Genomic DNA, 24,363 nt, shown 5'->3' with positions numbered 1-24,363 from the left:
AGTTTTGTTTGAATATATAAAATTTATTTCTTTAAAAGCAGTTCAATCATTACAGGGAAATGATCTGATGGATATTTTCCGTCAAAATTATCTGTAATAATATTATGGCTTTTTACAGTATATCCATTCCCGGTTGATAGGAAAATATGATCTATTCTTGTTGTCGTATTGCTGTTTAAATCGTAATTATTATGTGTTCCCCTGTCTTTATTGGCATGGCTTTGTGCAAGATTATAACTATCTTTTAGTAAGCCTGAGTTCATTATTCTGGAATAATTTACACTGGTTTGGTTAAAGTTGAAGTCACCAGTAAGAATAACCGGATATTTAGCAGAAACAGCAGGAATTAACGATAACAGCATCTGAACACTTAGATCTCTTGCTGTAGTTCCAATATGATCAAGATGAGAGTTTAGAACTGTGAATATTTTACCAGTTGTTTTATCTTTCATTAAAGCACGGGTACATATCCTGGGTGAATAGGCATCCCAGCCAATACTACCTGGCGTAGCACTATTGGGAGAGTACCAGAATGTGCCCCAGTCCAGGATTTCAAACTTATCTTTTTTATAGATGATAGGTGTGTAATGCTGTCTCAAGTTACTGGTTTCGCCAGTAATGCTTACACCTACATAGGCATACTGAGGTAATAATATTTTCAGATCATTTAGCTGTACCAGGTAAGGTTCTTGTGCACCAATGATATCAAAATCATGTTGCTCTACCAATTTTTTAAATATGTCTTTCCGGTTATTCCATACACTTGCAGGTGCCTGAACTGTATTGTCATATTGAATATTGTAGCTGGCTATTCGGAGTGGAGCCAACCATTGATCATTAGGATCACTTTCTTTTTTACCACAAGCGTATAAGCAGCAAATGATTAATGCAAATAAGTATTTTTTCATGTTCTTTATATGGCTATTTGTAGTAAACTGCGAAATCGTCTATATTCAAGCGACCATTAGAAATATCAGGGTTCTTAGAGCCATCTCCTAAACCTATTTTGTTAATCCTGAAACGAACACGCCCTTCAATTTCAAGGTCAAATACAGCTTCTGTATATTTGTTTTTATTAGTCGCAACAATCAAGTCGCCTACAGCATGCCAGTTTTTACCTTTGTCTGTTGAATATTCCAGCTGGCACATACTTGGTTTGTCTAATGCGAAACATTTGTACCAGAATGAAACTTTTGAAGCTCCTTTTGGAAGGTCAAACATCATTTGCGCATAGGCTGATGTTGTATGATTCATCGCCATACGGAGTGCATGAGTCCCTGTGGTTGGGTTTTCATATTTCTGACTTTGAATAACAGCATTATCCAGTCTCCATGTGCCACTAGGTAAGTGTACATCATCAATCTGGTAGTTTAGTTTATTGTCTGATTCAAAACTTTCCGGGAATTTAGCATAGAGTTTATTTTCTTGTGAAAAACTGGAAAATGGTAAAATAAAAAGTAAAATTACCACTGAAATCGTTATTCTTTTCATAATTGTTTATTGTGATTTAACAATGTTTGTCTGGTATAATGCGGGAGTATTGAATGCAGTTTTCCAATACTCCCTGCATTATTTAGTTCGTTGGTTGTTTATATACCGAGAAGTCATCAATGTTTAAACGACCATTTCCTGCACCTGTTGCTACTTGTCCCTTTCTGTGAATTCTGAACCTTACTGGAACATTGAAATCTACAGGGAATGTAGCCAGTGTTGGAGTGTAGACCGCCTGAGTGATTGGGTTTCCTGTTTGTGTCCAGGTTGTACCTTGATCTGTTGAATATTCCAATACAAAAGTACAGGCAGCACCAGTAGCGGCAGTACCCCATGCACCATAGTAGAAACTTACTTTGGAAGCATTTGGAACATCAAACTCCATACCCAGGTAAATTGAGTAGTTAATATTAAAATTACTTCTCCAGGCATATCGGCCACTCACAATTTTGTCAACTGCATCCCCTCTGAATCCACTATCATTAAATTTCCATTGACCGGTTGATAAATTGATCACATTGGTTCCTGCTTTATAAACATTGGCAAAATTGGGATCTGTAGTTTCAAAGGTTTCAGGAAAACCTTGATAGATTATTCCACCTGTACGGTACTCTGGAAGTGACTTTAACTCACCAAAGAATTCTTCATACTGATCATATATCTCATCATTTTTTAATAATAAAACCGTTTCATTATTGTTATTTAAGGAGTTTCCGGTGAATGATAAAGTTCCTGTGATCACAACTTTAGAAACTGAGCCATCGAAGGTGCCCTTTATAAGTGTAAAACGATTATCCATATTGGTTAATGGCCTGTTGTTATCATTCACATTTAACATACGAATAAAACCACCATTAGATTCCAATGCTTCAAAACTGGATTGTGTAGCTGAGATATTACTTTTTATCACCAGTTCTACTTTTGCACCGGCCTGTTGTAACTGAACCAGTTTGGTAAGAATAGCGATGCGGGTATTGTCCCAAAATGACATGGCTACTTTTATTTCTGCAGTTGCAGGGTTACTGATCTTGTTAAGCAGATCAAGACTTAAATCTCCACTTATTGCAGCCCCATCATTTCTTTGTGGTAAGAAATAAGCTTCTATGCCATCTGGCACTGATTTGTAAGTTGCGAAATTATAGTCTTTCATTCCAGATATGGCCCTGTTTTTTAGCTCATTCCAATAAACAAGATAAGCATCATATAGCCCTTCATGAGAAAGCGTAAGTGCATCATGGCCCATATGTGAATCTGTTTCCGTAAAATTATGAGAGGTCTGAAATACAATATGCTGCTTAATTCCTGAGGTGGTTTCAATTTCACTGAACAAAGCAAACTTGTTTTCATTTAGGGCAGCATCAGCAATGTCATTATTAGTGTCCCAAACCTGAGTATTACTTAAAGCTGGATTTCTTAAAAAGTTCAGTGCTTTAGGATTGATACGTTGACTTTCCAACCTGCTCATATCAACCAGAATACGTAATTGCACCCCTCTATTGTCTGCTCTTTTAAGAGCGTCAAGCACATCATCATGGTTAATCTGATAAACAGAAATGTAAACAAATGTACCTTCATTACTTGCGTCTAGTAGTGAAATCAATCTACTTAAAATTCTATTTGAGGCCTGATTTGTACTGAAACTCTCTTTTTCTGTAAAACGAGCTTCTGGGAATGTCATATCTACAGGCATAAAAGTGGTATCAGCTACTTTGGTAGGGGTATCATCAGATGTCGTTTCCTCTATACGATGGTCTATTTTTTTGCAAGATATGGTGGCCAAACTTATTAACGATAGTAATAAGGACCAGAAAAATACTTTTTTCATTATCATATTATCTATAAGGTTGATAAACAGCAAAGTCATCAACGTTTAACCTTCCGTTACTTATGGTAGAAGTGCTTGTTCCTAAGCCTAGTTTATTGATACGGAACCTTACGGGTACATTTATATCCAGCATAAATGTTTTAAGCTTAGGTACAGCAGTGGCATCCGTAATATGCTCCCCGGTTTGTTTCCAGGTGGTACCCTGGTCTGTGGAGTACTCCAATCTCCAGGTAGAACCCGGATCTCCACCCCATATTGCATAGTACAAAGTAACTTTGGAGGCTCCGTTAGGAACGTCAAACTGCATCTGACCATAACATGAAGTCGTGTTGTTCAGGTTAAACCTGATGGCATTTTTACCGGTAACAATCCTATCTGTGGTTTCATTTCTAAGTCCCGCATTGTTAAATTTCCAAAGACCGGAAGGGAGAGGTACAGTGAATTCACCTGCGTTGTATCCAACTGTTGTTTCAAAGCTTTCCGGGAATCCAGGATACACTCTTCCACTTGGGTTTTCTACATCGGCAATATTTCTTATTCGTATTTCGACCCCGTTCGGTTTGCCTAAAGCAATACCTGTAAATGAAGCGTTATTGGGGAGTAACTGATGAGCAAATGAAGCATTGGCTGAGGTATTAAGCGTAACATCAAAGCTAAGTTCTTGCATTGTTTTTTCGCCACTAAATGTTTCACCTGGGCCTGGTTGTGGAGTAATGTCACCTAATACCTGGACTAAAGTATTCTCGTACCTGCTTAGGTTATTATATAAATTGGTAATGCTTACCGGTTGCGGTTTTACTTTTTTGTTACTGCTGATTTTGATTATTTTATCCGCATCAACATTTCTAATTTGTAATAAACCCTGGAAGCGAGTAAGTAGTTTGTTACTTACATTAATCACTACTGAATCACCTAACTTATATTTATCAGCGTCACTTACTTCAATTGCTATACCATCTAACTGATTTTGTATAATGATATATCCAGGCAGGTGATTTTTGTTGTCTATATCAGAAATAACCACCCCGCTTATCCTACTTTCGGATAGGGTGATATCTATATCATGATACAGCAGTTTTATGTTCTTTAAAGAGAGCGGATCTGCGTGATACACATCTTTTTCGCAGCTGGAAAATAAGGCTATTCCTGCGAGCAGTGTATACAGATATTTTTTAATCATCTTCATACTATGTTCTTTTATTGATTAGAGAATAGTTGTGAACTATTGCATCCACCATACTTTTACATTTAGGTTATCTCCGCCAATTCGGGCTGCTACTTCGTCATAATTTGCTTTGTTGTAAAGCGCTGCGCTAAGCGGGTATTGTAAACGGGCTGGTGGGCGACCATCATTTTGCATATCAGGACCTGTAACCAGTGTAGGGAAACCAGTTCTTCTGACATCATGCCATTGTTGAAATCCATTTTCGAACAAGGCCACATATTTTTGTCCTATGATGCGTTCTAATGTACCATCGTATTTTACATCATTATGGTTTAAAAATGTAGTAGCGTCTGTAATGCCCCAATAATTAAGTGAGGCAGTGATACCATTTTCATAGTTTGTTTTAGCATTGCCTGCCACATAACCTTTTAATATAGCTTCTGCCATCAGAAATTCCTGTTCAGAATACTGCATAATGTCGCCGAAATATTTAGAGCGTTTTAAGGCTAAAATAAAAGTAGAATAACTTCCTGTGCGATAGGATGGATCTGATGCAGGGTATCCTACAGGCAGCCCTACATAGCCATTGCCTACCGTTGTAGCCCATAAAGGGAGCCTGGGGTCATTTGTTGAGGCCAGTTTTCCTATAAAGGAATGAGAATACATGATCTGTCCATTGAAGGATAAATCCCGGACATCATAAAAGGCGTTGACAAATGGAGTGATGTTAGTATAAACCAATGTAGCTCCATCTTCATTGTTCCTCATTAATGGATATTTCACAGGATTGGCCAGTAGGGCTCTTAGTTTATCCTGATAAACCGGACCTTTTTTCTCTACCCGCATCAATAAACGTAATGAAAGTGCATTGGTAAAGCGTTTCCATTTGGTTACGTTGGCTGTTACATTTGCATTGTATAGGATGTCGTCGCCTGTTAAGGGTTTACTAAGATCATATAAATCATTAGCACGTTCTAGGAACACAAATATGGAATCGTAGATTTGTTTTTGTGTATCAAACTTTGGGGTCGAGTTTCCTTCGGCGCCTTTTAGTGCGTCAGAGAATGGTACATCACCATAAATATCCGTGATCTCGGAAATGAGCCATGCTTCCAAAGTATAGGCAATGGCCGTGTAATTACGATCTCCTTGTTGTGTCCCTAGTCGACGCATCTCTCTAAAGTTTAACAACTGTCTGTATGGTGTAGCCCACATGCTGTTAAATGTTGATGAGTTGATTTGGTAACGGTGTATCTGATTGTTGCCTGTAAGCTCACGTAAAACTGCAACCTGGGCAAGTTGTTGATTGATGGTATGTGCCTGTCTGCTGATATGTGTTACTGTCTGATATAGGGAGTTGTTCAGAAACGATGATGCACCAGGATTTGTAATTCCCTCTGGATTAACCCGCAGTTCATCTAAGCCAGTTGTACAGCTATATAAGGAGGTGATTGCAGCTAGCAGGCAGATGATAATTCTATTCTTTTTCATAATCGTCTGAAATTAAAACTCGATATTTAAACTAAGACCAAAGGATCTTGTTGATGGGAATTGTCCAATCTCTATACCTGGTAATACCTGCGCACTGTTCAGTGTAGCAGTTTCTGGATCAAAGAGTGGGAACTTTGAAAAAATCAACAGATCGCGACCGGTAAGTGCTACGCTTGCACTTTTAATAGCATGCCATTTTATGTATTTTTTTGGCACTTTATAGCTTACACTAACTTCTCTTAGTTTTAAAAATGAAGAAGAGAATAAATTGGATTCCATTACGGTGTAATTATAATATTGGGCATAATATAAAGCTGCAGGAACTCTGGTTGTATTTGTAGAGAAGCTGCCGTCAGTATTTTCTACTACACCTTTTCCAACAATACCATTTTCTCGACCAGGAAGAGAATTGGTCAGCTTGCCACCAAGAGAAAGGGTAGCATGAGAATAAGACATCATTTTTCCACCTACACGTGCGTCAAGCATAACTGATGCTGTAATACCTCTCCAGCTTAAACTGTTTTTTAAACTAGCTGTAAAATCAGGATTGGTATTGCCCCAGTTTTGAATCTCATCTGTATATACTGGTAAACCGTTCTTGAAAATCATTTGTCCATCAGGAGAACGTTTAAATCCAAGTCCGTACAATTGTCCTAATGCCTTGCCTTCTTCTGCAACTAAGTAAAGATTTGCCCATGAAATCTGATATAGGTTTAATTTACTCTCAGCACCTAAAGCAGATGCTACATCAACCACTTTATTACGGTTGGCTGCAAAGTTCACATTCACATCCCATTTTAAGCCACTGTTGCTTTGAACAGGTGTTCCTTTTAACTGAATTTCAATCCCTTTGTTTTGTACTTTACCCACATTTGTCATTGCTGAGGTATAGCCGCTTGATGGTTCAACTGGTAAATTGATAATCTGATTGCGTGTACTTCCTTTATAAATGGCAACATCTAAACTCAACCTGTTTTTAAATAACCTTAAATCAAAACCAGTTTCATAAGCATCGGTAAACTGAGGTTTTAAGTTTGAGTTTGGCATAGTTCCGGGAGTGGTTAAAGATCCCGGGAAATCTGTTTGTCCATAGTTATTTAAGAATGCATAAGGACTTTTAGAATCGACACCAGTAGAAGCAAAGGAGCCTCGTACTTTAGCAAAAGAAATCCATTTTGGAAGCGTTAGTATTTCTGTTAGCAATAAGCTGGTATTTACACTTGGGTAAAAGAATGAAGAATTGTGAATGGGTAAGGTAGATGACCAGTCATTACGTCCGGTTAACTCCAAAAATACCTTACCTCTATAATCAAAATTAGCAAAACCATATAAACTGTTCACCATAAATTTCTGTCTGTCACTTCTTGGTACAACAGGGTCACGGCTATTGGCAATATTGTAAACGCCAGGCAATGTTAACCTGTCGGCCATCATATTGTCATACTTATAGTCGTTGTAACGCTGGTTTCCTCCAACACTAACTGTATATTTGATTCTGCCAGGCAAGGTGTTTTTATATTTCAGTAAGAAATCTGTATTAGATTCAATACGGAATACATTCTGTTGCCTGTACATGCCTTCTTTCCAGCGGTAAGTGCTTTGTGGACGCTGTTGAGAACGGAATTCGTAGCTCATATCGGCACCTGAGCGTAAACTGAAATCCAGATTATTGTTTATTTGCATACTTGCCTGTAAACTACCTATCATATTATGGCGGTCACTGGCATTTGTCATTTCATAGGCAACAACATAAGGGTTGTCTAAGCCACTCCAGAATGGAGAGAACTCTTGAATGTTTTCCAGTCCTGGCATCCATCTCTGTTTATACCAATCTATATTTACATTGGGAACCTGCTGAATCATGAAGTACATAACTGTTTGGTTATTATATCCCTGACTTGGAAGGTTATCTGTGAATTTACGGGTGTAATTTGCTTTTCCGTTTAATGTGATACGGGAAGAGATTTTACGGTTACCGGAAAGTGAGAGTAACATTCTTTCAAAACCAGTATTTGGAATAATCCATTCGTTTTTATGATATGCTGCAGACGCTCTGAATCCTTCTCCTGCAATAGCAACGGAGTTATATTGTGTAATCGCAGGTTTAAAGAATCCTGAATAGGCTTCTTTATTCGCTACCCATGGTACTCGCTCTGTTCTTGGTGCTGTAATAGGATTAGAATATGTATCTGTATCATAAGGAGAGTGAAATTGGAAATAAGGTTGTCCTAAGAACCTGGGGCCCCATGCCCCCGTTGTTCCTCTGGTACTATTTCCGTCAACACTATTTAAATATGAATACCAGTTTTGTCCAACTGTACCTTGTCCATATTCGAATTGATAATCTGGATAATTGTTGACTTCATAATAAGTGAAATGGCTGCTTACATAGATACCTAGTCCTGGTGTTTTTTTGCCAGACTTTGTCGTAATAATAATTGCACCATTTGAAGCTCTTGAACCATAAAGAGCAGCAGCACCCGGGCCTTTTAAAACTGAAATGTTTTCAATGTCTTCTGGATTAAGATCGGTTAGTGAGCTGCCAAAATCAACTGGACTATCAGAGCCAATAATTGGCCCGTCACCTGTTCCTGTTTGTGAACTGCTGATGGGAATACCGTCTACCACAATCAGCGCGCCACTGCCTCCTAAAGCGAGTACATTATCACCTCTTAAAATAACATCACTGGTACCTAAAGGTCCACCAATTTTGTTCAGGTTCAAACCAGCTACTTTACCAGATAGCGCATTTAGCCAGTTGCTGGTTGGCGAATCGGAAACTTCTTTTCCATCTATTTTTTGTGCTGCGTAACCTAGTGCTTTCTCTTCTCTTTCAATACCGAGTGCAGTTACGATTACTTCGTTGAGTTTTTTTGTTTCGGGTTGTAGACGTATATCAATAGTAGTGGTTTTGCCGGAAGTGACTTTGACTTCCTTCCGGATTTGTGTAATAAAGGACATGTATCGTATTTCTACAGTGTAAGTGCCGGCAGGGAGAGATACATTATATACTCCATTGTTATTAGCGAGTACGGTACGTTTAAGTTCTGTAATATGTACCGTTGCTCCAGGTATTGGTTCTTCTTTTTCATCTAAGATTTTACCTGTAAGCAGGCCTGGTGTTTCCTGTCTGATACTTACTGTAGGTTTGGTCGCCGATTTGGGTATAGGAAATACCGTGATTTGTTTGCCGATAATCCTATAGGTAAAACCTGACTCTCTAAGTGCAATATCAAGAATTTCTGATACTGCTTTTTGAACAAGGTTTAAGTTAAGTGCTTTATTATTGATTTTTGCGATATGTGCTTCCTCGTAAAAAATCCTATACTCACTCTTTTTTTGAATCTGTTCAAAAACCTCAGTTATTTTCGCGTTTTTTATTTTTATAGTAAGTTTCTGTGAATAGGATTTCCCATAAACAGTAAGGATACTTATAAACGTTAAGATGGTGACAAGCTTGATCATGTGCAATAGGAGCTTATATCTTCTTTTCAGAAAATGTTGGCTTATGCCTGTTTTTTGCATAATTTAGGTGATTGTTTTTAATTAATTGAAACGGTTAATTAAATGAATTATGGGCGGGAGATGTTAGCGCATCTTTCGCCTTTTTTATTAAACATTCTATTTATTCCTGGTTGTTTATCTTTCTTAGTATCCACCCCCTTTCTGTCTTTAATGAGTGGTAACCAGTTGTTAATGCAATAATATCAATAACTTCTTTTATATCATTTTGTAGGGTTAAGCGTCCCGAAAAATATCTATCTTCTTCACTGTCCTCAAGTGCTACGGGTACATTGTAATACCTTTCCAGGGTTTTAAGTAAGTTTTGAAGCGGTTCATTACGGAGATACAGGTAACCTGACTTCCATGAGGTTTGTATTTCAGTGTTTACAGTATGGACATTAAACGGACTTCCATTTTCATAAATGGCCATTCGTCCGGGAATCAGGCGCGTCCTATTCTTATTATTTTCAGCAGATAGTTCTACACTTCCCGTTAACAGTGTGGTTTTTAAGTTTTTTTCATCAGGATAAGCTCTTACATTAAAAGAGGTACCAAGCACTTTTACATCAACATCTTTTACGTATACATGAAAAGGCTGTTCTTTATTATGGAATACCTCAAAAAACGCTTCACCTTGTAGGTACACTTCTCGTTTACTTCCCTTAAATGTATTTGGATAAACCAGGCGTGATCCAGAGTTCAGCCAAACCCGGCTACCATCAGCTAATAATACATCAGCGCGACGGCCATAAGGAACAACAAGTGTACTGTATCCGTGCTCATTCATTTTTAGTTTTTGGTCAGCCTGTTTTTGTGAATCATTATTTATACGTAATTCATCTCCTTCATAGGTAATCCCTGCATTTCCTTTTAAATTGAAACTGCTGCTTTTATCCATTATCAGGCGGGTTTCTTTAAGCCCTCTTATATTGATGTTTTCTGAAGTTGCAAATTGTAACAAATCTTTTTTGGTATCCGCTTCTTTAATATTCAATTTAAATAAAATGCCAATACTGATTAAAATTACAATTGCGGCAGCAGCTCTAAGGAATACCAAAGTTCTGTTTCTCTGTTTTTTATCAGCGGCTATTTTAGCTAACAGATTGTTTTTTAAGCTTATGTTTGTGTCAGTCCAGGCTGAAAAAGCTCTTCCATCATCTTCATTAAGCTGTTCGTACCAATCCTCTACTTGCCTGCGCTCTTCTTCGGAACACTGACCATTTAAGTATTTCTTTACCAGTTCTTCTAATTGATTTTTCACGGCTTTATTGGCTTATATACAAAGAGACAAAGCGAACTGAACTAAGTACTATTGGCAGTCTTATTTATTTTGCAAGATTAAATAAATTGGGATAATCAGATATGATTCCGTCAACGCCCATACTTTTTAATTTTTTAATGCCATCAAGGTCGTTAACAGTCCAGGGAATAACCTTGATTTTTTCATCATGACAAGCTTTTATCAATTCGGGTGTAACGATGTCATACTGTGGACTAAATATATCTGGTTTAAAGCCCAGTCTTGCTATATGTTCTTTTATTGATTTTGTATTTGACTTAAATACAAGGAAAGATGTTTTAACGCCAGGATAACGGGCATGGATTATTTTTAATGCATTTACATCAAATGATTGAATCATGGTGCGATTTTTTATCCCTTTATCAAGGATAACTTTCATTGCCAGATCTACAAATTCGTTTACTGGAGGGTGACCTTTCCCTTTGTATTCAGGATTAGTTTTAATCTCCATGTTGTAGTAAATAGTGCGTTTCTTAATTTTAGCATAAGCCTCTGTCGAGTCTATTAGCTCAGATAATAAAGGTTTATAAGCCGCCATTTTTTTCTGTTTAGGGAAATCAGGATGTGGTTTAAGGCCTACATCATATTTGCGGATGCTATCATACGACATGTTGTACAATAATCTTGAATAACCATCTTTAGAAGTCATCTCCTTCCCTTCTGGCGTAGTGCAGAATTTAAAACCCATGTATGAATCATGAGAAACTACTACTTTTTTATCTTTTGAGATTTGAAGATCCATTTCCAGTGTGGTTGTTCCTAAGTCAATGGTCTGGAGCATACCCTGGATTGTATTTTCTGGCATTAGACCTCGAGCACCACGGTGTCCCTGTGAATCAAATTGGGCTGCTGATGGTTTGTTTTTTTTACTAATACTGCATGATGCCAATACAAGCAGAGCTAATAAGCTGCAGATACTGTTTCTAAATCTCATATTCTTATTTGGTTTTTGTTGGTATGTTTATTTCAAGCATTACAGGGAAGTGGTCTGAAGGATAGATCCCTTTCAGCATATCTGTAAGTATACGGTAGCTCCTAACTTCTATTGCCGGGTTAAGAGAGACAAAAAGGTGATCTATACGATTGGATCCGTTAAGGTCCTGCTTGTAACCATTGTAGGTTGTCATTTCGCTGTTTCTACGGTTTTTAGCCAAATGGTAGCTGTCCTTTATAAGGCCTGAGTTATTTAGTGTGGCATAGTTGGCATGATGCTGGTTGAGGTTAAAATCTCCTGTTACAATAACTGGGTAGCCCTCAGCTATTACCTTGATCTTTGTAAGCAACAACTGCACACTTTCCTGGCGAGCTTTAATACCTATATGATCTAAGTGGTTGTTGAAAAAATAGAATTCTGAGCCACTTTCTTTTTCTTTGAATTTTGCCCAGGTACAAATCCTCATGGAGAAAGCATCCCAGCCTTTACTAGGCACATCAGGTGTTTCAGAATACCAATAGGTGCCCCAATCTAGCACTTCAAATTTATCCTTCTTATAAAAAATTGGGGTATAATGCCTGTTTAATATATCGGTTCCACCTAAGATGTTGATTCCGATATAAGTGTAGCCTGGGATTAATTCTAATAGTCCTTTGATCTGACTAAGGTATGGTTCCTGTGCGCCTACAATATCGAACTGATATTTGTTAAATACCTTGGCTACGCTCGGTAATCTTTTAACCCATGTGTTTACTTTATCTTTAGAGTTGTCATATTGAATATTAAAACTAGCAACTTTAAGCAGTTCAGTTTTTTTTGAGTTTTGGGCCATTGTAGAAATCTGACCTATAAGAAATATAAAAAAAATAACAGCAGCTAATCGTTTCATTATATAATTGGTTTATTGGTTCTTTGTATAAAGAGACAAAGCAATTATATGATGGTACTATTAGAAGATTAAAAATAATTGAACTTTTGTTAAAAAGCTTTTTAGTCTTTTGGTAACGGTGCTGAGTTGGTTTTTAATGGTTTGTTCTGAGGTTTTTAATTGTTCAGATATTTCAGAGATAGATAAATCCTGTTCTTTTCTTAGTGTCCATACCGTACGCATTTTTTCTGGCAGACGATTTATTTCAGCATTTACAAGTTGAGGTAAATCGAGGATTTCCATTTTGCCATTAAACTCATGATCTTCTTCTGAATAAGAGTTCGTATAAACCCTCATGTTTTTTTCACGAGTACTGGCTTGGAGTAGGTGATTTAGGATATGATTTCTTAAAGCAGTAAATAACCATGCTTTGAATGATGTCTTAACATTTAAGGAGGTTCTTTTTCTCCAGAGAGAAGAAAAGAAATCCTGAAATACATCATCTACATCATCCTTGTTTTTTAGTTTTTTGTAAATGGTATAATATACAGCTTCAGAATAACGGGAATAGATCATTTCAAAGGCTTGAACAGAGCCTTCGTTAATCTCTTTAACTAATTGAATGTCTTCTTTCTCGCCGTTCATTGGACGCCTAAATTAAATAAAGTCCTTGAAGCTATGTTTAACATCATGTTAACAAATGAAACATGAATGCCTGCTCTTCTTTATTTCTGTTTTTATATTTGGTTAATCGAAAAACGAAACATAAAGCAAGTATAAGAAATATAAATCGAAATAAAAGAAACAATTTAATTGGCTTAAAATCAGGAGGAATGAACTAGCTGCGGACTTGAATTTATATGTTTTGCCTAGAGGCAATTATATGGATTTGGCATAAAAAAACCGTTTTCAGATGCTGAAAACGGTTTTTTATGGTGGGAGATGAGGGGTTCGAACCCCCGACCCCCTCGGTGTAAACGAGGTGCTCTGAACCAGCTGAGCTAATCTCCCTTGGTTGTGCTTTTTTTATTTTGAAACAGCTAAGCTGCTGTTTTTATGGTGGGAGATGAGGGGTTCGAACCCCCGACCCCCTCGGTGTAAACGAGGTGCTCTGAACCAGCTGAGCTAATCTCCCATGTGTGTTCTTTTGTTTATTAAAACCAGCTGAACATTGCTGTAATTTTTATCGAGGATCCCCTCGATTTGGGATTGCAAATATACATCCTTAAATCATTTTTGCAAAAAAAGATGAACTTTTTTATGAAAGAACATCTTCTAAAATCTGATGAGAACGAATATCTCCAAAAGAAGCTGTGTGTAAGGTGTAGTAAACCAGTATTTTATCAAGGATGCTGCGTCTGGTTTGGTTCTCCATATTTATTTCATTTATTTTTTCAAAAGGGATAGAAAATAAGGAAATGAAGAGTGAAGCATCTGATTTTTCAAGGAAATATGGATGCACAGGAATAGAAGATCTAAATTCGCCTTCCTGTAAATCGAAATAACTTTGATCGCTCTTAGTTTGTGTACTTGGTGCAAATCCTAAAAAGCGGGAAAGCTTAAGTAAAAAAGCAAGGTGGAAGTTTACATTCAATTCTTCAGATTCATCAAACCAGCATACTGAACTAAAAATGAAATCGAATAAATACTCGTCAGTAGTTTGTTGGCGGATACTTTTGTACAGCACCTCATTTAAAAAAAGTACAATAGTGCTTTTAATGATATCATAAGGAATACTCCTGAAAATAGGAGCAGGTCTAAGTTCAGAGACTCTCTGTATACTCGTATTGTTTTTGTGATAAACAATCATTTCAACCAGGTGCAAAGGTTGCAGCATATTCATCCGGATCTTTGCCTTTGGTTTTTTTACCCCGTTAATCATGTACGACTGAATGCCAAACTTCTCTGTGAAGATTTGTACAACAACACTGCTCTCGCTGTATAAAGTCGTTTTTAAAACAATGCCCCTGGTTTTATGCAGCATATTGAAGTATTTTTGGAATAAAAATAACCAGGCCTATCCCTGCTGCAGTAATAGCTGTAATTAGTACAGCCCCTGCTGCTACATCTTTAATGATTTTTGCTTTTGGATGTATTTCAGGAGAAACAAGATCAACCAATTGTTCTATTGCCGTATTAATTAGTTCAGTCATCAATACAAGTCCAATGGAAGCAATGATCCACAACCATTCTGAAGATGATAGCTTAAAGCAATACCCGGAAATAGCAACTAAAAGAGCAAAGGAGACATGGACTTTGAAGTTGAGCTGGCTTTTAAAAGCATAACCCAATCCGGAAAATGCATAGCCAAAACCTTTTATAAACTTCCTCATATCCTCTAAATTGCTTGCGATAACTATATTATACAAAGTAACTCATGCTTTCTTACATATCCAAGTTTCCATAAAACGTTTACCTTTGCTCAATTTCATAAACGAATGTCTGTAGAAAAAAACATCCTTCATCCCAGAAATAAACACCGGTCCAGATATGATTTCCCTGAACTGATTAAAAGTTTACCGGATTTATATCCATTTGTTGCGATCAATGCTCATGGTGATGAGTCTATCGATTTTTCTAATCCTTTAGCGGTAAAAATGTTGAATAAAGCACTTTTAAAACATTTTTATGGGATCTCGACCTGGGATATTCCTGCAAATTACCTTTGTCCTCCTATACCTGGAAGAGCCGATTATATTCATTACATAGCCGATCTGCTTGCAGAAAGTAATGGAGGTATAATCCCCAAAGGGAAAAATATAAAGGGTTTGGATATTGGAGTTGGGGCAAATTGTATTTATCCCATTATAGGTCATCAGGAATATGGGTGGAGTTTTACCGGGTCGGATTTAGACCCCGTAGCGATTAAGTCTGCCAGAGCCATCATATCGGTTAATCCGCAATTGAAAGATGATTTGACCTGCAGGCAGCAGCATAATAAGCAGCATATTTTTAAAGGTATTGTTAAACCGGGGGAACGGTTTGATTTCAGTATGTGTAATCCACCATTTCATGCCTCTGCTGCAGAAGCGCAATCTGGTACGCGGAGAAAGCTGCAAAACCTGGGTAAACACAGAGGAAAAGAACAAGTGCTAAATTTTGGCGGACAAGGAGCTGAATTGTGGTGTGAAGGGGGTGAAATTGCTTTCATTCGGAGAATGATTGAGGAAAGCACAGCTATCGCAGATCAATGTTTGTGGTTTACTAGTCTGGTTTCAAAAAGCGCAAGCTTGCCTTTCATTTACAGTACTTTAAAGACTGCAGATGTAGCTCGGTTAAAAACGATTGAGATGGCACAAGGGCAGAAAGTAAGCCGTATTGTAGCCTGGACTTTTATGGATTAATCCAGCAATAAAGGCTCATCATCATCATCTGTTAAACTTAATTGTATACTATCTGTTCCTGCAATACCCTCAATAGATCCGCGGATGTGGGTTGCATTTAGCATGACTTTCTCTAGTTGCTTTTCCCTGGCTTTCCAGAGCCTTTCCATAGCGTCACGTTCTTTTTGAATAGATAACTTCATGCTCATGAAACCTTCTCTGATGGCTTTCCATTGCTCAGAAAATTCTCTGCTCGTTAGATAATCGTAAAGCATATGCATTTTATCACCGCGGTTTTCCTGTGATTTAGTTGCACTAAAAAGTTTAACAATACCATCCCTAAGAATATACGAAACAGCCTTTACCTCATCAAAAGAACAAATCCATACCCCGTCTTTTTCTCCGAAACAGTCCATTCCTTTAGGGTAAGCCTGGGTTACGATTACAGCGACATCAACCCCCATGCTACGCATGTCTTTTTTAAGTTTCTCAATCCATTCCATCGAGAAGTCTTTTGTACGTTTACTTTCGTAAATGATCTTGCCACAATCCTGGCCAAACTGATTCCGAACATGATGTACACAATCAGCACCACGAACACCCTTTCCAACTTCTGTTACCAGATCGAACGGAAAGGCATTACGTAAAAGCTCTTCCAAAATAAGTTCCTGTACCTCGCCCTGTAACTGCATGGAACCTTGTTCGGCTTTCCGTTTCATTTCTTCAGCCAATTTCTTCTGGTCGTCCAGTTGTTTTTCCAGTTCTTTTACCCTTAATTGGTGCTCAGTATCTTTTAAGTTTGTTTTTTCTGCTTCCTGTTTGCGAATTTGTTCAACCATTTCTCCGCGCTGCTCTTGCAACTTGCGTTGAATTTCAAGTTCCATCTCAGCTTCTTTCTCTTTCATCGCTTGTTCTTTCTTTAAGAAGTCAAGTTCCTTTGAACGAGCAAGTTTTAGTCTTTCTTCGTTTTCTTTATTAGCATTGTCTAGCATTTGAAGCTTGTTTTCAAAGTCTGAAGCGATGCTTTTACGTAAGTTTTCTTCCAAAACTTTTTGCAATTGTTTCTTTTCAGCCTCCATCTTTTCTTCGAAAAGCTGAGCTTGCTTCTTTTTTTCAAACTCAAATGCCTGCTCCTGTTGCTTTTGCTGCTGTGCAAATTCACTCAGTTTTTTGCTGTATTCCTCGTCCTTTTGTTTGGTAAAAGAAACCATCTTTTCACGAAGATCTTTTTTATACTCTTCTGCCATCACTTCCTCGATAGGAAAGGTGTGGGAACAATTGGGACATTTTATCTCTGTAGACATATTATTTGGTGGAATTAAAGGAGAAACAGTACAAATCTAATATTATCTCTTTACAAAGAGACTTTCAGCAAACTTCATCGATACACTTCTGGGTTCTTCGTTTTCAATTTGAAGGTTTAAAGAGCCATCAAAGTCTATTACTTCCAGAACTTTAATTTTTGTGCCTATAGTAATATTTAATTTTTCAAGGTATTGCAAAAAAATGGTAGAGGTATCTTTAACGGCTACAACATGACAATTCTCATCTGCTATGATCTCCGATAGTAGTACCCTGTTAATTATTGGAAAATCGCCATTGGCTTTAGGAATAGGGTCGCCATGTGGATCAAAATCAGGAAATTCAAGGAATTCCTCTAGTTTATTTACAAGTTTTTCTGACTGGATATGTTCCAGTTGTTCAGCTACTTCATGTACCTCATCCCAACTAAAGTCTAATTTTGCATATAAAAAGGTTTCCCATAAACGGTGTTTACGTAAAATAGACATTCCTTTTTTTCTACCCAGTTCAGTTAACAGAATTTTGCCATATTTCTGATAATTTACCAAATCTTTCTCCTTCAGTTTTTTAAGCATGTCGGTAGCTGTCGCCGGTTTAACCCCTAGATAGGCTGCCATTTCATTTGTGCCTGCTTCCGGACGGTCCTCATTCTTGAAGCTCAGCATCAGTAATGCTTTTAAGTAGTTTTCTTCGGTATAAGATAGCATGTACAAATATAAAATAATAAATAATTCAATTAACTTTATAGCATGATTTACCGTACCACGTACCAAGCCGCCAAAATCATTGCACCAAAAGTGGAGGCAATATTTTCGCAGTATCTGGCTACTGCTACTGAAAATGGTGAAGAAGATCTGGCTCCATTGCCAACAGCTAATGTTGCTGAAGCTCTGATTGATGCCGCTTTTTGGGCCAGCCTTAGAAAAGAAGAAGGGCACTCTCCTAAAATATCTTTAGCTTTTTTACCACCGGAACAGGCGGGTAATCCTTTGCTTTTTAAACAACGTTTACCTTTAAACCCTGGGACATTGACTAAAATAGCTCCAGGTGTAGAACGGGCAGGGATCCATTTAGGTATATGGATAGAAGAGGGAGAGTTATATGTATGGGGTACAACGGTAAGCATCCCTAATTTTTGCTTTGTTCTTGATGTTTCTGAACCAGCTTTATTGGTTATCAAACATCGTAGGATTTATGGCTTCGGAAAATTCACAAATATTGCTGTGCTTAAAGGCGACCAGGTAAAAATGGTAGATGGTGATCATGCAAATTTGCCCGATTGTCCACCAATGCTCTTATCTTTACTTGATCTTACTGCTCCTTCATATTGGAATGATTCTGTGAATGTAATGATTCAGCTGGCTGTTTCTATGCGTGCACATGGTCGTGGGGGAACACTCCTCGTTGTCCCAACTGTAAATAATAATTGGTTGCAATCTATTATTAAGCCTATTCAATATGCTGTACAGCCATCGTTTACAGGCTTGTCTAAACTGTTGCAACAGGATAGAAAAGAAGCCAGTCAGATTTTCTGGCAAACTGCTTTAAGACGCGAGGTTGAGCATTTATCTGGATTAACTGCCGTAGATGGTGCAACAATTATTAACGATGAGTATGAGCTCCTTGCATTTGGTGCTAAGATAGGACGGGCAAAGGGCAAAGAAAATATTGATGAATTATCCTTTTCTGAACCTATACTAGGCGGATCAGGAGTGGTTATGCATCCTGCTAAGTTGGGTGGTACCAGGCATCTTTCTGCTGCACAATTTGTCCATGATCAAAGAGATGCCACTGCTTTGGTCGCTTCACAGGATGGACATTTTACCATATATAATTGGTCTCCACAACAAAGCAGGGTACAAGCTTATCGTATAGATACCCTTCTGCTGTAATTTCTTTAAGAAAATATAATAGCAGCGATAATAACGCCGAGAATAAGAGTAAGCATTACAATACGGTCTACATTAATCCACTCTTTATGTGTGATCTGATGCCCCGCTTTTGCTGTTTTCTCTTTTCCCACCGCTTTATGCGCATTCTTCACATGTTCAGAATAATCTTCTTTTCGCCTTGCGAAAATCTGAAAGATCGAATAGTGTTTGACCAACATATTGTAGCAGTTTTAGTAGATGTATGAGAAAGAAAGCAAATTGTGAGCCAGAATATATCAATACTAAGAAATGTTAATAAATTGATTTTGCTATCCTTTTTTCATTTCATTTTCATGAGTTAAATCAATCAATTTGAAATTATTGATTTGATTATCAGTGTTTTGTGTGTTTTTGTGTTATTTTTATAGTACTATGTATTGCATATTACTATATAAAACATATAACTTTGTATTATGATAGCAGAAAATACGCAAACACAAATGCGAAAGGGCATACTTGAATACTGTGTGCTGCTTATAATATCGAGAGGCGAAATTTACGCTTCGGATATTATCGCTGAACTGAAGCAGGCTAAGCTTCTGGTTGTTGAGGGAACGCTTTATCCATTGCTTACCCGATTAAAAAACAATGGCTTACTGAGCTATAACTGGGTAGAATCAACTTCGGGGCCACCTCGTAAATACTACATACTTACAGATACAGGAAGAGGAATTTTAAAGCAATTGGATACCACATGGGAAGAGCTTTCTTATGCCATTAATACATCCAGAAAAGAAGCAGATAATGAATCTAAAAAACCTACTAATCAAACAGAATCATGAAGAAGACACACAATATAAATATAGGTAACTCCATCGTTCACATCGAGGAAGATGCTTATGAAATGCTTACCAATTATTTGAATGAGGTAAAAAATCATTTCTCGAAAAGTGCGGATGACTTTGAGATTGTAACGGATATAGAAAATAGGATTGCTGAGATGTTTGCCGAGATTTTGGCTGCACAACAAAAACAGGTGATCAATATTGAAGACGTACAGTCTGTGATAAAACAGATGGGTTCAGTAAGGGATTTTGAAACTTTAGAAGATACTGAAGGAGAACCTGAAGTTTCAAGTCATTACAATTCAATAAGGAAATTATATAGAGATACCGATCAGGCAATGGTTGCTGGTGTTTGCTCTGGACTTGGTCATTATCTGGATATTCAAACCAAGTGGATCAGGCTATTTACTTTTCTAAGTATTTTCATATTTGGCGCTGGTTTATTGGTTTATATCATTTTTTGGATTATGGTTCCGAAAGCCACAACCAGAATAGAGAAAATGGAAATGCGTGGTGAGGAAACTAATCTTAGAGGTTTTGCTAATACACATTTACACCCACTTGCAGAGCAATCACGTGGTTTCATAGCAGGTTTTATTCAAGGTATCGGTGAGTTTGTACAGGGTACAGGAAAGGTTGTTTTTAAATTCATAGTTGGGGGGATTATCGCTTTTGCTTCTTTCTTCTTATTAGCTTTAATCGTTGTACTGGCTGTATTTTTAGGGCTATGGAGTTCTGATGTGCAAAATTATTTTCCGATTAGCATGGTCAACGAAGAATACCTTTTTCCTATGTCTATAGCTGCATTTATTATTCTGTTTATTCCATTGCTAGGTCTTATCCTGTTTTCAATACGTGTAGGGTTTAATGGTCGTCCTGTTAGTAAAGTATTATCTTACGGGCTACTATTAGCTTGGATAGCTGGTGTATTCACTGGAATATTTTATGTGGCAAGAGTGTCTACAGAATTTAAGGAGGGGGCAGAATTTGCACAAACTACACCTTTGAATAGTTTTCCAGTTTATTCGCTGAACATAAATAAGGCAAGGTACTTTACCAAAGAAGATAGCTTAAACTATCGCATAGATGCAACACGGTATAAAGGCAGAAAAATAATGTCTAGCCTCGACGATGATTTCAATATGCCCAGGAGTATTAGCTTTAGAATGGAGAAAAGTTTAGATGGGAAGGTATCTTTAAATACAGCATTTAAATCGAGAGGAAAAACTTTTGAAGTGGCCTTGAAAAATGCTCAGAACATTCATTACGACTTTTTACAGGAGGGAGCCAATCTAAATTTTAACCCAATACTGCATATTCCAAAAATGGCCAATTGGCGCGGACAGGAAGTCGTTCTTGTTTTAAATATTCCAGTAGGTACAGAGGTTAGAATTAGTAAAGAGTTTAATCGGTATCTGAATGGATATGATTATTGGAACTGCGAACATGACGAGGGCTCTCAATATACCTCCTGGATTATGACTGAAACGGGTGTTAAATGCAAATTTGAGAAGGAGAAGAATGATAATTAAACACAAAAAGGGGCATGTTGCCCCTTTTTGTGTTTAATTACATATTTTAATTATTTAACTGTATAGCGATATACAAAACGACCAACATGACCATCTTTATCTACACCTTCAATAACTGCTTTGTAAGTTCCTTTGCCGTCAGCATTATAATATTCCAGAGATAAACCACCAGTAGCATTTGTAACTACTTTTGGATTCCAGTATATAGTAGATCTTAAATCATTGAAATTATATGTTGCAGCTGCATTAACATATTTAGGGGCATAAAACTCCCGTTGTTTGCTATAGCCCTTCGGACTAAATTTCAATAGACTTGGGTCTGGGATAAGTTTCTTGAAATCTTCCATACTCATCTTTTCACCCTTAGGTATTTTCTTCGTGTTAATAACCAACACCCCGTTTGTATTATACATTCTATTTACTGTACCCAATTCGTCTTTTGTAAATACTTCTACGTTCTCTACTTCATTAGATTGTACACTTGAAAGACCTAAGTAATCAATCGGCATGCCGTTCAAGAAGATCTGTACTGGTACTCTGCTGCCTTGTTGGTAATCTCGGTTTACATAAAAGTTATTCTCATAGAAGATTAACCCCGTAGCCATAGTTTGCAAACATAAAGCAAGCATATTACATCCTTTAAATCGTTCGCCTTCTATCAATGTTCCTGAAATAGAACTCAATCCTGATAAAGCCGGGTGATCAGCATGGCTTGGCCTTTTAGCTTTAGCCCCTTCAATTTTAACCTCTTTAAGTTGACGTAAATAGCTGTACTGTCTTTTACTGTTGTTTAAGTAGGCAGACATCGTGCTGTCTATATTGGTTACTTCTTCTGCCTGATAGGGGTTTTTAGTTAGTTGCGGAGCTGGCTGACCGTCTAATATAATCATTAGATTATTTCCATTTGGATTGTGCTTTGCACTGATCACTACCTCAGAAGAATCAGGGATGTTAAGGTTCTGGAAGGTGAATATTCCAGATGGACTGCTTAAGGTTTCCACTCCAATTCGTGTGCCTGGTACTGTTAAACGCAGGTTGCCTTTTCTTATAGGCATACCTGTACGGTCTCTTAAGGTACCGGTAAGCGTCATGCTTTGTTCTGGTAAAAAGGTAAGTGGAGTTTTTTTATCCGAAAGGATTTCCTTGTAACTATATCTTCTAAATCCTTGCGTCAGTAATAATACATCCAGGTCAGCCAATTTCTTTGCATTGGTTTTGTTGAAATAATAATTGGGTTTTTCTATATAACCTTTAAGGTCTGAGGTAAGCAGCAATGAACTCAAAATAGTAATTTCTGAGTTCTCATCAACAGGTACTTTCTGCTCATCAGTAACTGATATAGAGAAATCTCCCTCAGCAAACTGAGCCCCATTTTTGGCCGTTACAGCAAGCTTAACTTTCTGACGGGGTTTGTAAGTAGCTAAGTCGCTTTTTAAGGAGAGTTTGATGGAATTGGGTTGATAATTAAAAGCCAGTCTTTCACTTATAGGTTCACCTGTTTCATTAAATAAGGTGATTTGTACGATACCTGCTGGAAACTTATCTTTAGGTAACTTGGCTGAAGTTACTTGTGAATTCAACTTTGTTTTGGCCGCGTAATAAATAACAGCACCATTTGTGGCTACTATAAATAGATTTTTGTTTTTATTGGCCTCGAAATAAGCATCATTGGCAATGATTTTAAGATTAAAGACTAAAGAATCAGTATTGTTTACCTGAGCAGCGATACCTGAAGAAATGGCTTTTGGCAAATCGAAGGACTTACTTGAGCCATCTTTAAAAGTAATATTTGCTTTGTAAGTCTTTCCTTCTTCTGCATTCATATAAAATGAACCCATCCCAAGGTGACTGGAACTGAAATCGATCAATTTATTTCCGGCATTATCAACTATAGCGCCTTTTAGGTCAACCCCAGCCCCATTTTGCTTTAATGCTTTAAAACCAACTCTTGAAGCGATTCCATTAATGAGTTCACCACCTTCGGGAAAAAACTGAACATCATACTCTGCCGAGGTACTAGGCTTAAAGCTAAATGAACTTGTTAGTACGCTTTTATCCGTCATGGTAATCTCTGTGATCAATTCACCATTTTTGATCTTATCAGCTCTTCTTGGGTCTATTTTTATTCTTAAAAAACCGTTCTGGTCGGTAACTCCTTTTCCTTTAGCAACCTCATCATAATTAGATAGCGCTTTCCAGGTTACCGCTTTTCCTCCCTGAACAACATTGTCTCGATTTTTAAACTGTAAAATAGCATCAATCACCTGGCTTTTATCCGTTTCAGTAGTTTTAAAACTAAAATGTGTATTTAACTGTTTTTCAATTGCTTCACCTATTGCAATGGTTTTGCTAAAAAAGTAATCGTCACTAAAGTTTAACATCCACCTTGTATAGGCTTTAATGTAATAATTTCCTTGCTGATAATTACCAGGACTAAGGGGGACATTCCCTGTCGCTACTCCTCCAACAACAGGGAGCTTAAAGGTTTGGACCAATGAGTCCTTACTGCTCATAATGTCTACATAAACAATTTTGCTCAATTGAGAAGGCACATTTTGTTCCATGGTCAGATAAGCCTTAAACCACATCGTATCTGCAACAGAATAATAGGGTTTGTCAAAATGCAGGTATACTTTTTCTACCGGACGTTCATCCGATAGTTTTTTTGTTTTCTTTAAAATGTTATCTAAAACAACACTGTCCTGTTGTGCAAAGGCTGAAAAATGGACAGCAGTAATAGCAAATAGGAGTGCGATAGCAGAATTTATGAATCTCATCAAAATGTTTATATACGATTAATATTGCTAATATATTCATTTATGAAATGAATCGCTTAACATGCTCGCATCTTTAACATTTTTTGACAGTTTAATACGGGAGATTTTAGCGCTCGAGGATCTTTTAAAAAGACA

20 protein-coding genes and 2 tRNA genes are annotated in these 24,363 nt (G+C 37.4%); 4 read left to right on the top strand and 18 right to left on the bottom strand.

All coding sequences use genetic code 11. The features are described 5' to 3' along the window. Positions 1–23: 23 nt before the first annotated feature. From WC623_RS02465 to WC623_RS02400, 14 genes are all read right to left on the bottom strand, one after another. Complete coding sequence (locus tag WC623_RS02465; protein ID WP_372847923.1) at positions 24–908, bottom strand: endonuclease/exonuclease/phosphatase family protein; 885 nt, start codon at positions 906–908, stop codon at positions 24–26. 13 nt (positions 909–921) lie between these two features. After that, positions 922–1,491 (bottom strand): hypothetical protein, encoded by a 570-nt coding sequence (locus WC623_RS02460; RefSeq protein WP_372847922.1) that lies wholly within the window; start codon positions 1,489–1,491, stop codon positions 922–924. A gap of 82 nt (positions 1,492–1,573) precedes the next feature. Beyond that, on the bottom strand, positions 1,574–3,316 hold the full coding sequence (locus WC623_RS02455) for a phospholipase D-like domain-containing protein (protein WP_372847921.1): 1,743 nt from the start codon (positions 3,314–3,316) through the stop codon (positions 1,574–1,576). Positions 3,317–3,323: 7 nt separating this feature from the next. Next, complete coding sequence (locus WC623_RS02450) at positions 3,324–4,502, bottom strand: DUF5689 domain-containing protein (protein WP_372847920.1); 1,179 nt, start codon at positions 4,500–4,502, stop codon at positions 3,324–3,326. Between the two features lie 36 nt (positions 4,503–4,538). Then, positions 4,539–5,972 carry a SusD/RagB family nutrient-binding outer membrane lipoprotein gene (locus WC623_RS02445; protein ID WP_372847919.1) on the bottom strand — a complete coding sequence of 478 codons (1,434 nt, stop codon included), beginning with the start codon at positions 5,970–5,972 and terminating at the stop codon, positions 4,539–4,541. Positions 5,973–5,984: 12 nt separating this feature from the next. Next, positions 5,985–9,437 (bottom strand): SusC/RagA family TonB-linked outer membrane protein, encoded by a 3,453-nt coding sequence (locus WC623_RS02440; RefSeq protein WP_372847918.1) that lies wholly within the window; start codon positions 9,435–9,437, stop codon positions 5,985–5,987. A 160-nt stretch (positions 9,438–9,597) separates the two neighbouring features. Next, positions 9,598–10,737, bottom strand: a complete 1,140-nt coding sequence (locus WC623_RS02435; protein ID WP_372847917.1) for a FecR domain-containing protein — start codon at positions 10,735–10,737, stop codon at positions 9,598–9,600. Between the two features lie 64 nt (positions 10,738–10,801). Continuing rightward, on the bottom strand, positions 10,802–11,710 hold the full coding sequence (locus WC623_RS02430) for a glycerophosphodiester phosphodiesterase family protein (RefSeq protein WP_372847916.1): 909 nt from the start codon (positions 11,708–11,710) through the stop codon (positions 10,802–10,804). Between the two features lie 4 nt (positions 11,711–11,714). Continuing rightward, on the bottom strand, positions 11,715–12,599 hold the full coding sequence (locus tag WC623_RS02425; RefSeq protein ID WP_372847915.1) for an endonuclease/exonuclease/phosphatase family protein: 885 nt from the start codon (positions 12,597–12,599) through the stop codon (positions 11,715–11,717). Positions 12,600–12,659: 60 nt separating this feature from the next. After that, positions 12,660–13,223, bottom strand: coding sequence for an RNA polymerase sigma factor (locus WC623_RS02420; protein WP_372847914.1), 564 nt, complete (start codon positions 13,221–13,223; stop codon positions 12,660–12,662). Positions 13,224–13,511: 288 nt separating this feature from the next. Next, positions 13,512–13,589, bottom strand: a tRNA-Val gene (locus WC623_RS02415). 46 nt (positions 13,590–13,635) lie between these two features. After that, positions 13,636–13,713: transfer RNA gene (locus WC623_RS02410), tRNA-Val, on the bottom strand. Positions 13,714–13,836: 123 nt separating this feature from the next. Then, on the bottom strand, positions 13,837–14,562 hold the full coding sequence (gene recO / locus WC623_RS02405; RefSeq protein ID WP_372847913.1) for a DNA repair protein RecO: 726 nt from the start codon (positions 14,560–14,562) through the stop codon (positions 13,837–13,839). Then, positions 14,552–14,911: a diacylglycerol kinase family protein gene (locus WC623_RS02400; RefSeq protein WP_372847912.1), complete on the bottom strand. Its 360-nt coding sequence runs from the start codon at positions 14,909–14,911 to the stop codon at positions 14,552–14,554. The genes recO and WC623_RS02400 overlap by 11 nt, the downstream gene beginning before the upstream one ends. A 105-nt stretch (positions 14,912–15,016) precedes the next feature. On the opposite strand from WC623_RS02400, the gene rlmF reads away from it, so the two are divergent. Continuing rightward, positions 15,017–15,922: a 23S rRNA (adenine(1618)-N(6))-methyltransferase RlmF gene (rlmF, locus tag WC623_RS02395; protein WP_372847911.1), complete on the top strand. Its 906-nt coding sequence runs from the start codon at positions 15,017–15,019 to the stop codon at positions 15,920–15,922. On the opposite strand, the gene WC623_RS02390 is transcribed toward rlmF, so the two are convergent. Both WC623_RS02390 and WC623_RS02385 read right to left on the bottom strand, forming a co-directional pair. Continuing rightward, entirely contained in the window at positions 15,919–17,205 is a 1,287-nt protein-coding gene (locus tag WC623_RS02390; RefSeq protein ID WP_372847910.1) for a DUF2130 domain-containing protein, read from the bottom strand. The genes rlmF and WC623_RS02390 overlap by 4 nt on opposite strands. A 42-nt stretch (positions 17,206–17,247) precedes the next feature. Further along, positions 17,248–17,910 (bottom strand): metal-dependent transcriptional regulator, encoded by a 663-nt coding sequence (locus tag WC623_RS02385; RefSeq protein WP_372847909.1) that lies wholly within the window; start codon positions 17,908–17,910, stop codon positions 17,248–17,250. A gap of 42 nt (positions 17,911–17,952) precedes the next feature. Between WC623_RS02385 and WC623_RS02380 the strand changes: the two genes are divergently transcribed. Further along, positions 17,953–19,095 carry a putative sensor domain DACNV-containing protein gene (locus tag WC623_RS02380; protein WP_372847908.1) on the top strand — a complete coding sequence of 381 codons (1,143 nt, stop codon included), beginning with the start codon at positions 17,953–17,955 and terminating at the stop codon, positions 19,093–19,095. Positions 19,096–19,100: 5 nt separating this feature from the next. On the opposite strand, the gene WC623_RS02375 is transcribed toward WC623_RS02380, so the two are convergent. Continuing rightward, positions 19,101–19,313, bottom strand: coding sequence for a hypothetical protein (locus WC623_RS02375; RefSeq protein WP_372847907.1), 213 nt, complete (start codon positions 19,311–19,313; stop codon positions 19,101–19,103). A 234-nt stretch (positions 19,314–19,547) separates the two neighbouring features. On the opposite strand from WC623_RS02375, the gene WC623_RS02370 reads away from it, so the two are divergent. Then, positions 19,548–19,916: a PadR family transcriptional regulator gene (locus tag WC623_RS02370; protein WP_372847906.1), complete on the top strand. Its 369-nt coding sequence runs from the start codon at positions 19,548–19,550 to the stop codon at positions 19,914–19,916. Further along, positions 19,913–21,451 (top strand): PspC domain-containing protein, encoded by a 1,539-nt coding sequence (locus WC623_RS02365; protein ID WP_372847905.1) that lies wholly within the window; start codon positions 19,913–19,915, stop codon positions 21,449–21,451. Before WC623_RS02370 ends, WC623_RS02365 begins: the two co-directional genes overlap by 4 nt. A gap of 50 nt (positions 21,452–21,501) precedes the next feature. On the opposite strand, the gene WC623_RS02360 is transcribed toward WC623_RS02365, so the two are convergent. Continuing rightward, positions 21,502–24,228, bottom strand: a complete 2,727-nt coding sequence (locus WC623_RS02360; RefSeq protein WP_372847904.1) for a carboxypeptidase-like regulatory domain-containing protein — start codon at positions 24,226–24,228, stop codon at positions 21,502–21,504. Between the last annotated feature and the right edge of the window lie 135 nt (positions 24,229–24,363).

The sequence above is a fragment of the Pedobacter sp. genome (assembly GCF_041645105.1).
GTDB lineage: Bacteria > Bacteroidota > Bacteroidia > Sphingobacteriales > Sphingobacteriaceae > Pedobacter.
The sequence above is the reverse complement of the archived record's forward strand: the minus strand, read 5'-3'. Positions and strand labels throughout refer to the sequence as shown.

What these genes read in the sequence shown, in the direction of transcription:
- WC623_RS02465 (WP_372847923.1), bottom strand. Translation starts at nt 908, where the DNA reads ATGAAAAAATACTTATTTGCATTAATCATTTGCTGCTTATACGCTTGT.
- WC623_RS02460 (WP_372847922.1), bottom strand. Translation starts at nt 1,491, where the DNA reads ATGAAAAGAATAACGATTTCAGTGGTAATTTTACTTTTTATTTTACCA.
- WC623_RS02455 (WP_372847921.1), bottom strand. Translation starts at nt 3,316, where the DNA reads ATGAAAAAAGTATTTTTCTGGTCCTTATTACTATCGTTAATAAGTTTG.
- WC623_RS02450 (WP_372847920.1), bottom strand. Translation starts at nt 4,502, where the DNA reads ATGAAGATGATTAAAAAATATCTGTATACACTGCTCGCAGGAATAGCC.
- WC623_RS02445 (WP_372847919.1), bottom strand. Translation starts at nt 5,972, where the DNA reads ATGAAAAAGAATAGAATTATCATCTGCCTGCTAGCTGCAATCACCTCC.
- WC623_RS02440 (WP_372847918.1), bottom strand. Translation starts at nt 9,437, where the DNA reads ATGATCAAGCTTGTCACCATCTTAACGTTTATAAGTATCCTTACTGTT.
- WC623_RS02430 (WP_372847916.1), bottom strand. Translation starts at nt 11,710, where the DNA reads ATGAGATTTAGAAACAGTATCTGCAGCTTATTAGCTCTGCTTGTATTG.
- WC623_RS02425 (WP_372847915.1), bottom strand. Translation starts at nt 12,599, where the DNA reads ATGAAACGATTAGCTGCTGTTATTTTTTTTATATTTCTTATAGGTCAG.
- WC623_RS02420 (WP_372847914.1), bottom strand. Translation starts at nt 13,223, where the DNA reads ATGAACGGCGAGAAAGAAGACATTCAATTAGTTAAAGAGATTAACGAA.
- recO (WP_372847913.1), bottom strand. Translation starts at nt 14,562, where the DNA reads ATGCTGCATAAAACCAGGGGCATTGTTTTAAAAACGACTTTATACAGC.
- WC623_RS02400 (WP_372847912.1), bottom strand. Translation starts at nt 14,911, where the DNA reads ATGAGGAAGTTTATAAAAGGTTTTGGCTATGCATTTTCCGGATTGGGT.
- rlmF (WP_372847911.1), top strand. Translation starts at nt 15,017, where the DNA reads ATGTCTGTAGAAAAAAACATCCTTCATCCCAGAAATAAACACCGGTCC.
- WC623_RS02390 (WP_372847910.1), bottom strand. Translation starts at nt 17,205, where the DNA reads ATGTCTACAGAGATAAAATGTCCCAATTGTTCCCACACCTTTCCTATC.
- WC623_RS02385 (WP_372847909.1), bottom strand. Translation starts at nt 17,910, where the DNA reads ATGCTATCTTATACCGAAGAAAACTACTTAAAAGCATTACTGATGCTG.
- WC623_RS02380 (WP_372847908.1), top strand. Translation starts at nt 17,953, where the DNA reads ATGATTTACCGTACCACGTACCAAGCCGCCAAAATCATTGCACCAAAA.
- WC623_RS02375 (WP_372847907.1), bottom strand. Translation starts at nt 19,313, where the DNA reads ATGTTGGTCAAACACTATTCGATCTTTCAGATTTTCGCAAGGCGAAAA.
- WC623_RS02370 (WP_372847906.1), top strand. Translation starts at nt 19,548, where the DNA reads ATGATAGCAGAAAATACGCAAACACAAATGCGAAAGGGCATACTTGAA.
- WC623_RS02365 (WP_372847905.1), top strand. Translation starts at nt 19,913, where the DNA reads ATGAAGAAGACACACAATATAAATATAGGTAACTCCATCGTTCACATC.
- WC623_RS02360 (WP_372847904.1), bottom strand. Translation starts at nt 24,228, where the DNA reads ATGAGATTCATAAATTCTGCTATCGCACTCCTATTTGCTATTACTGCT.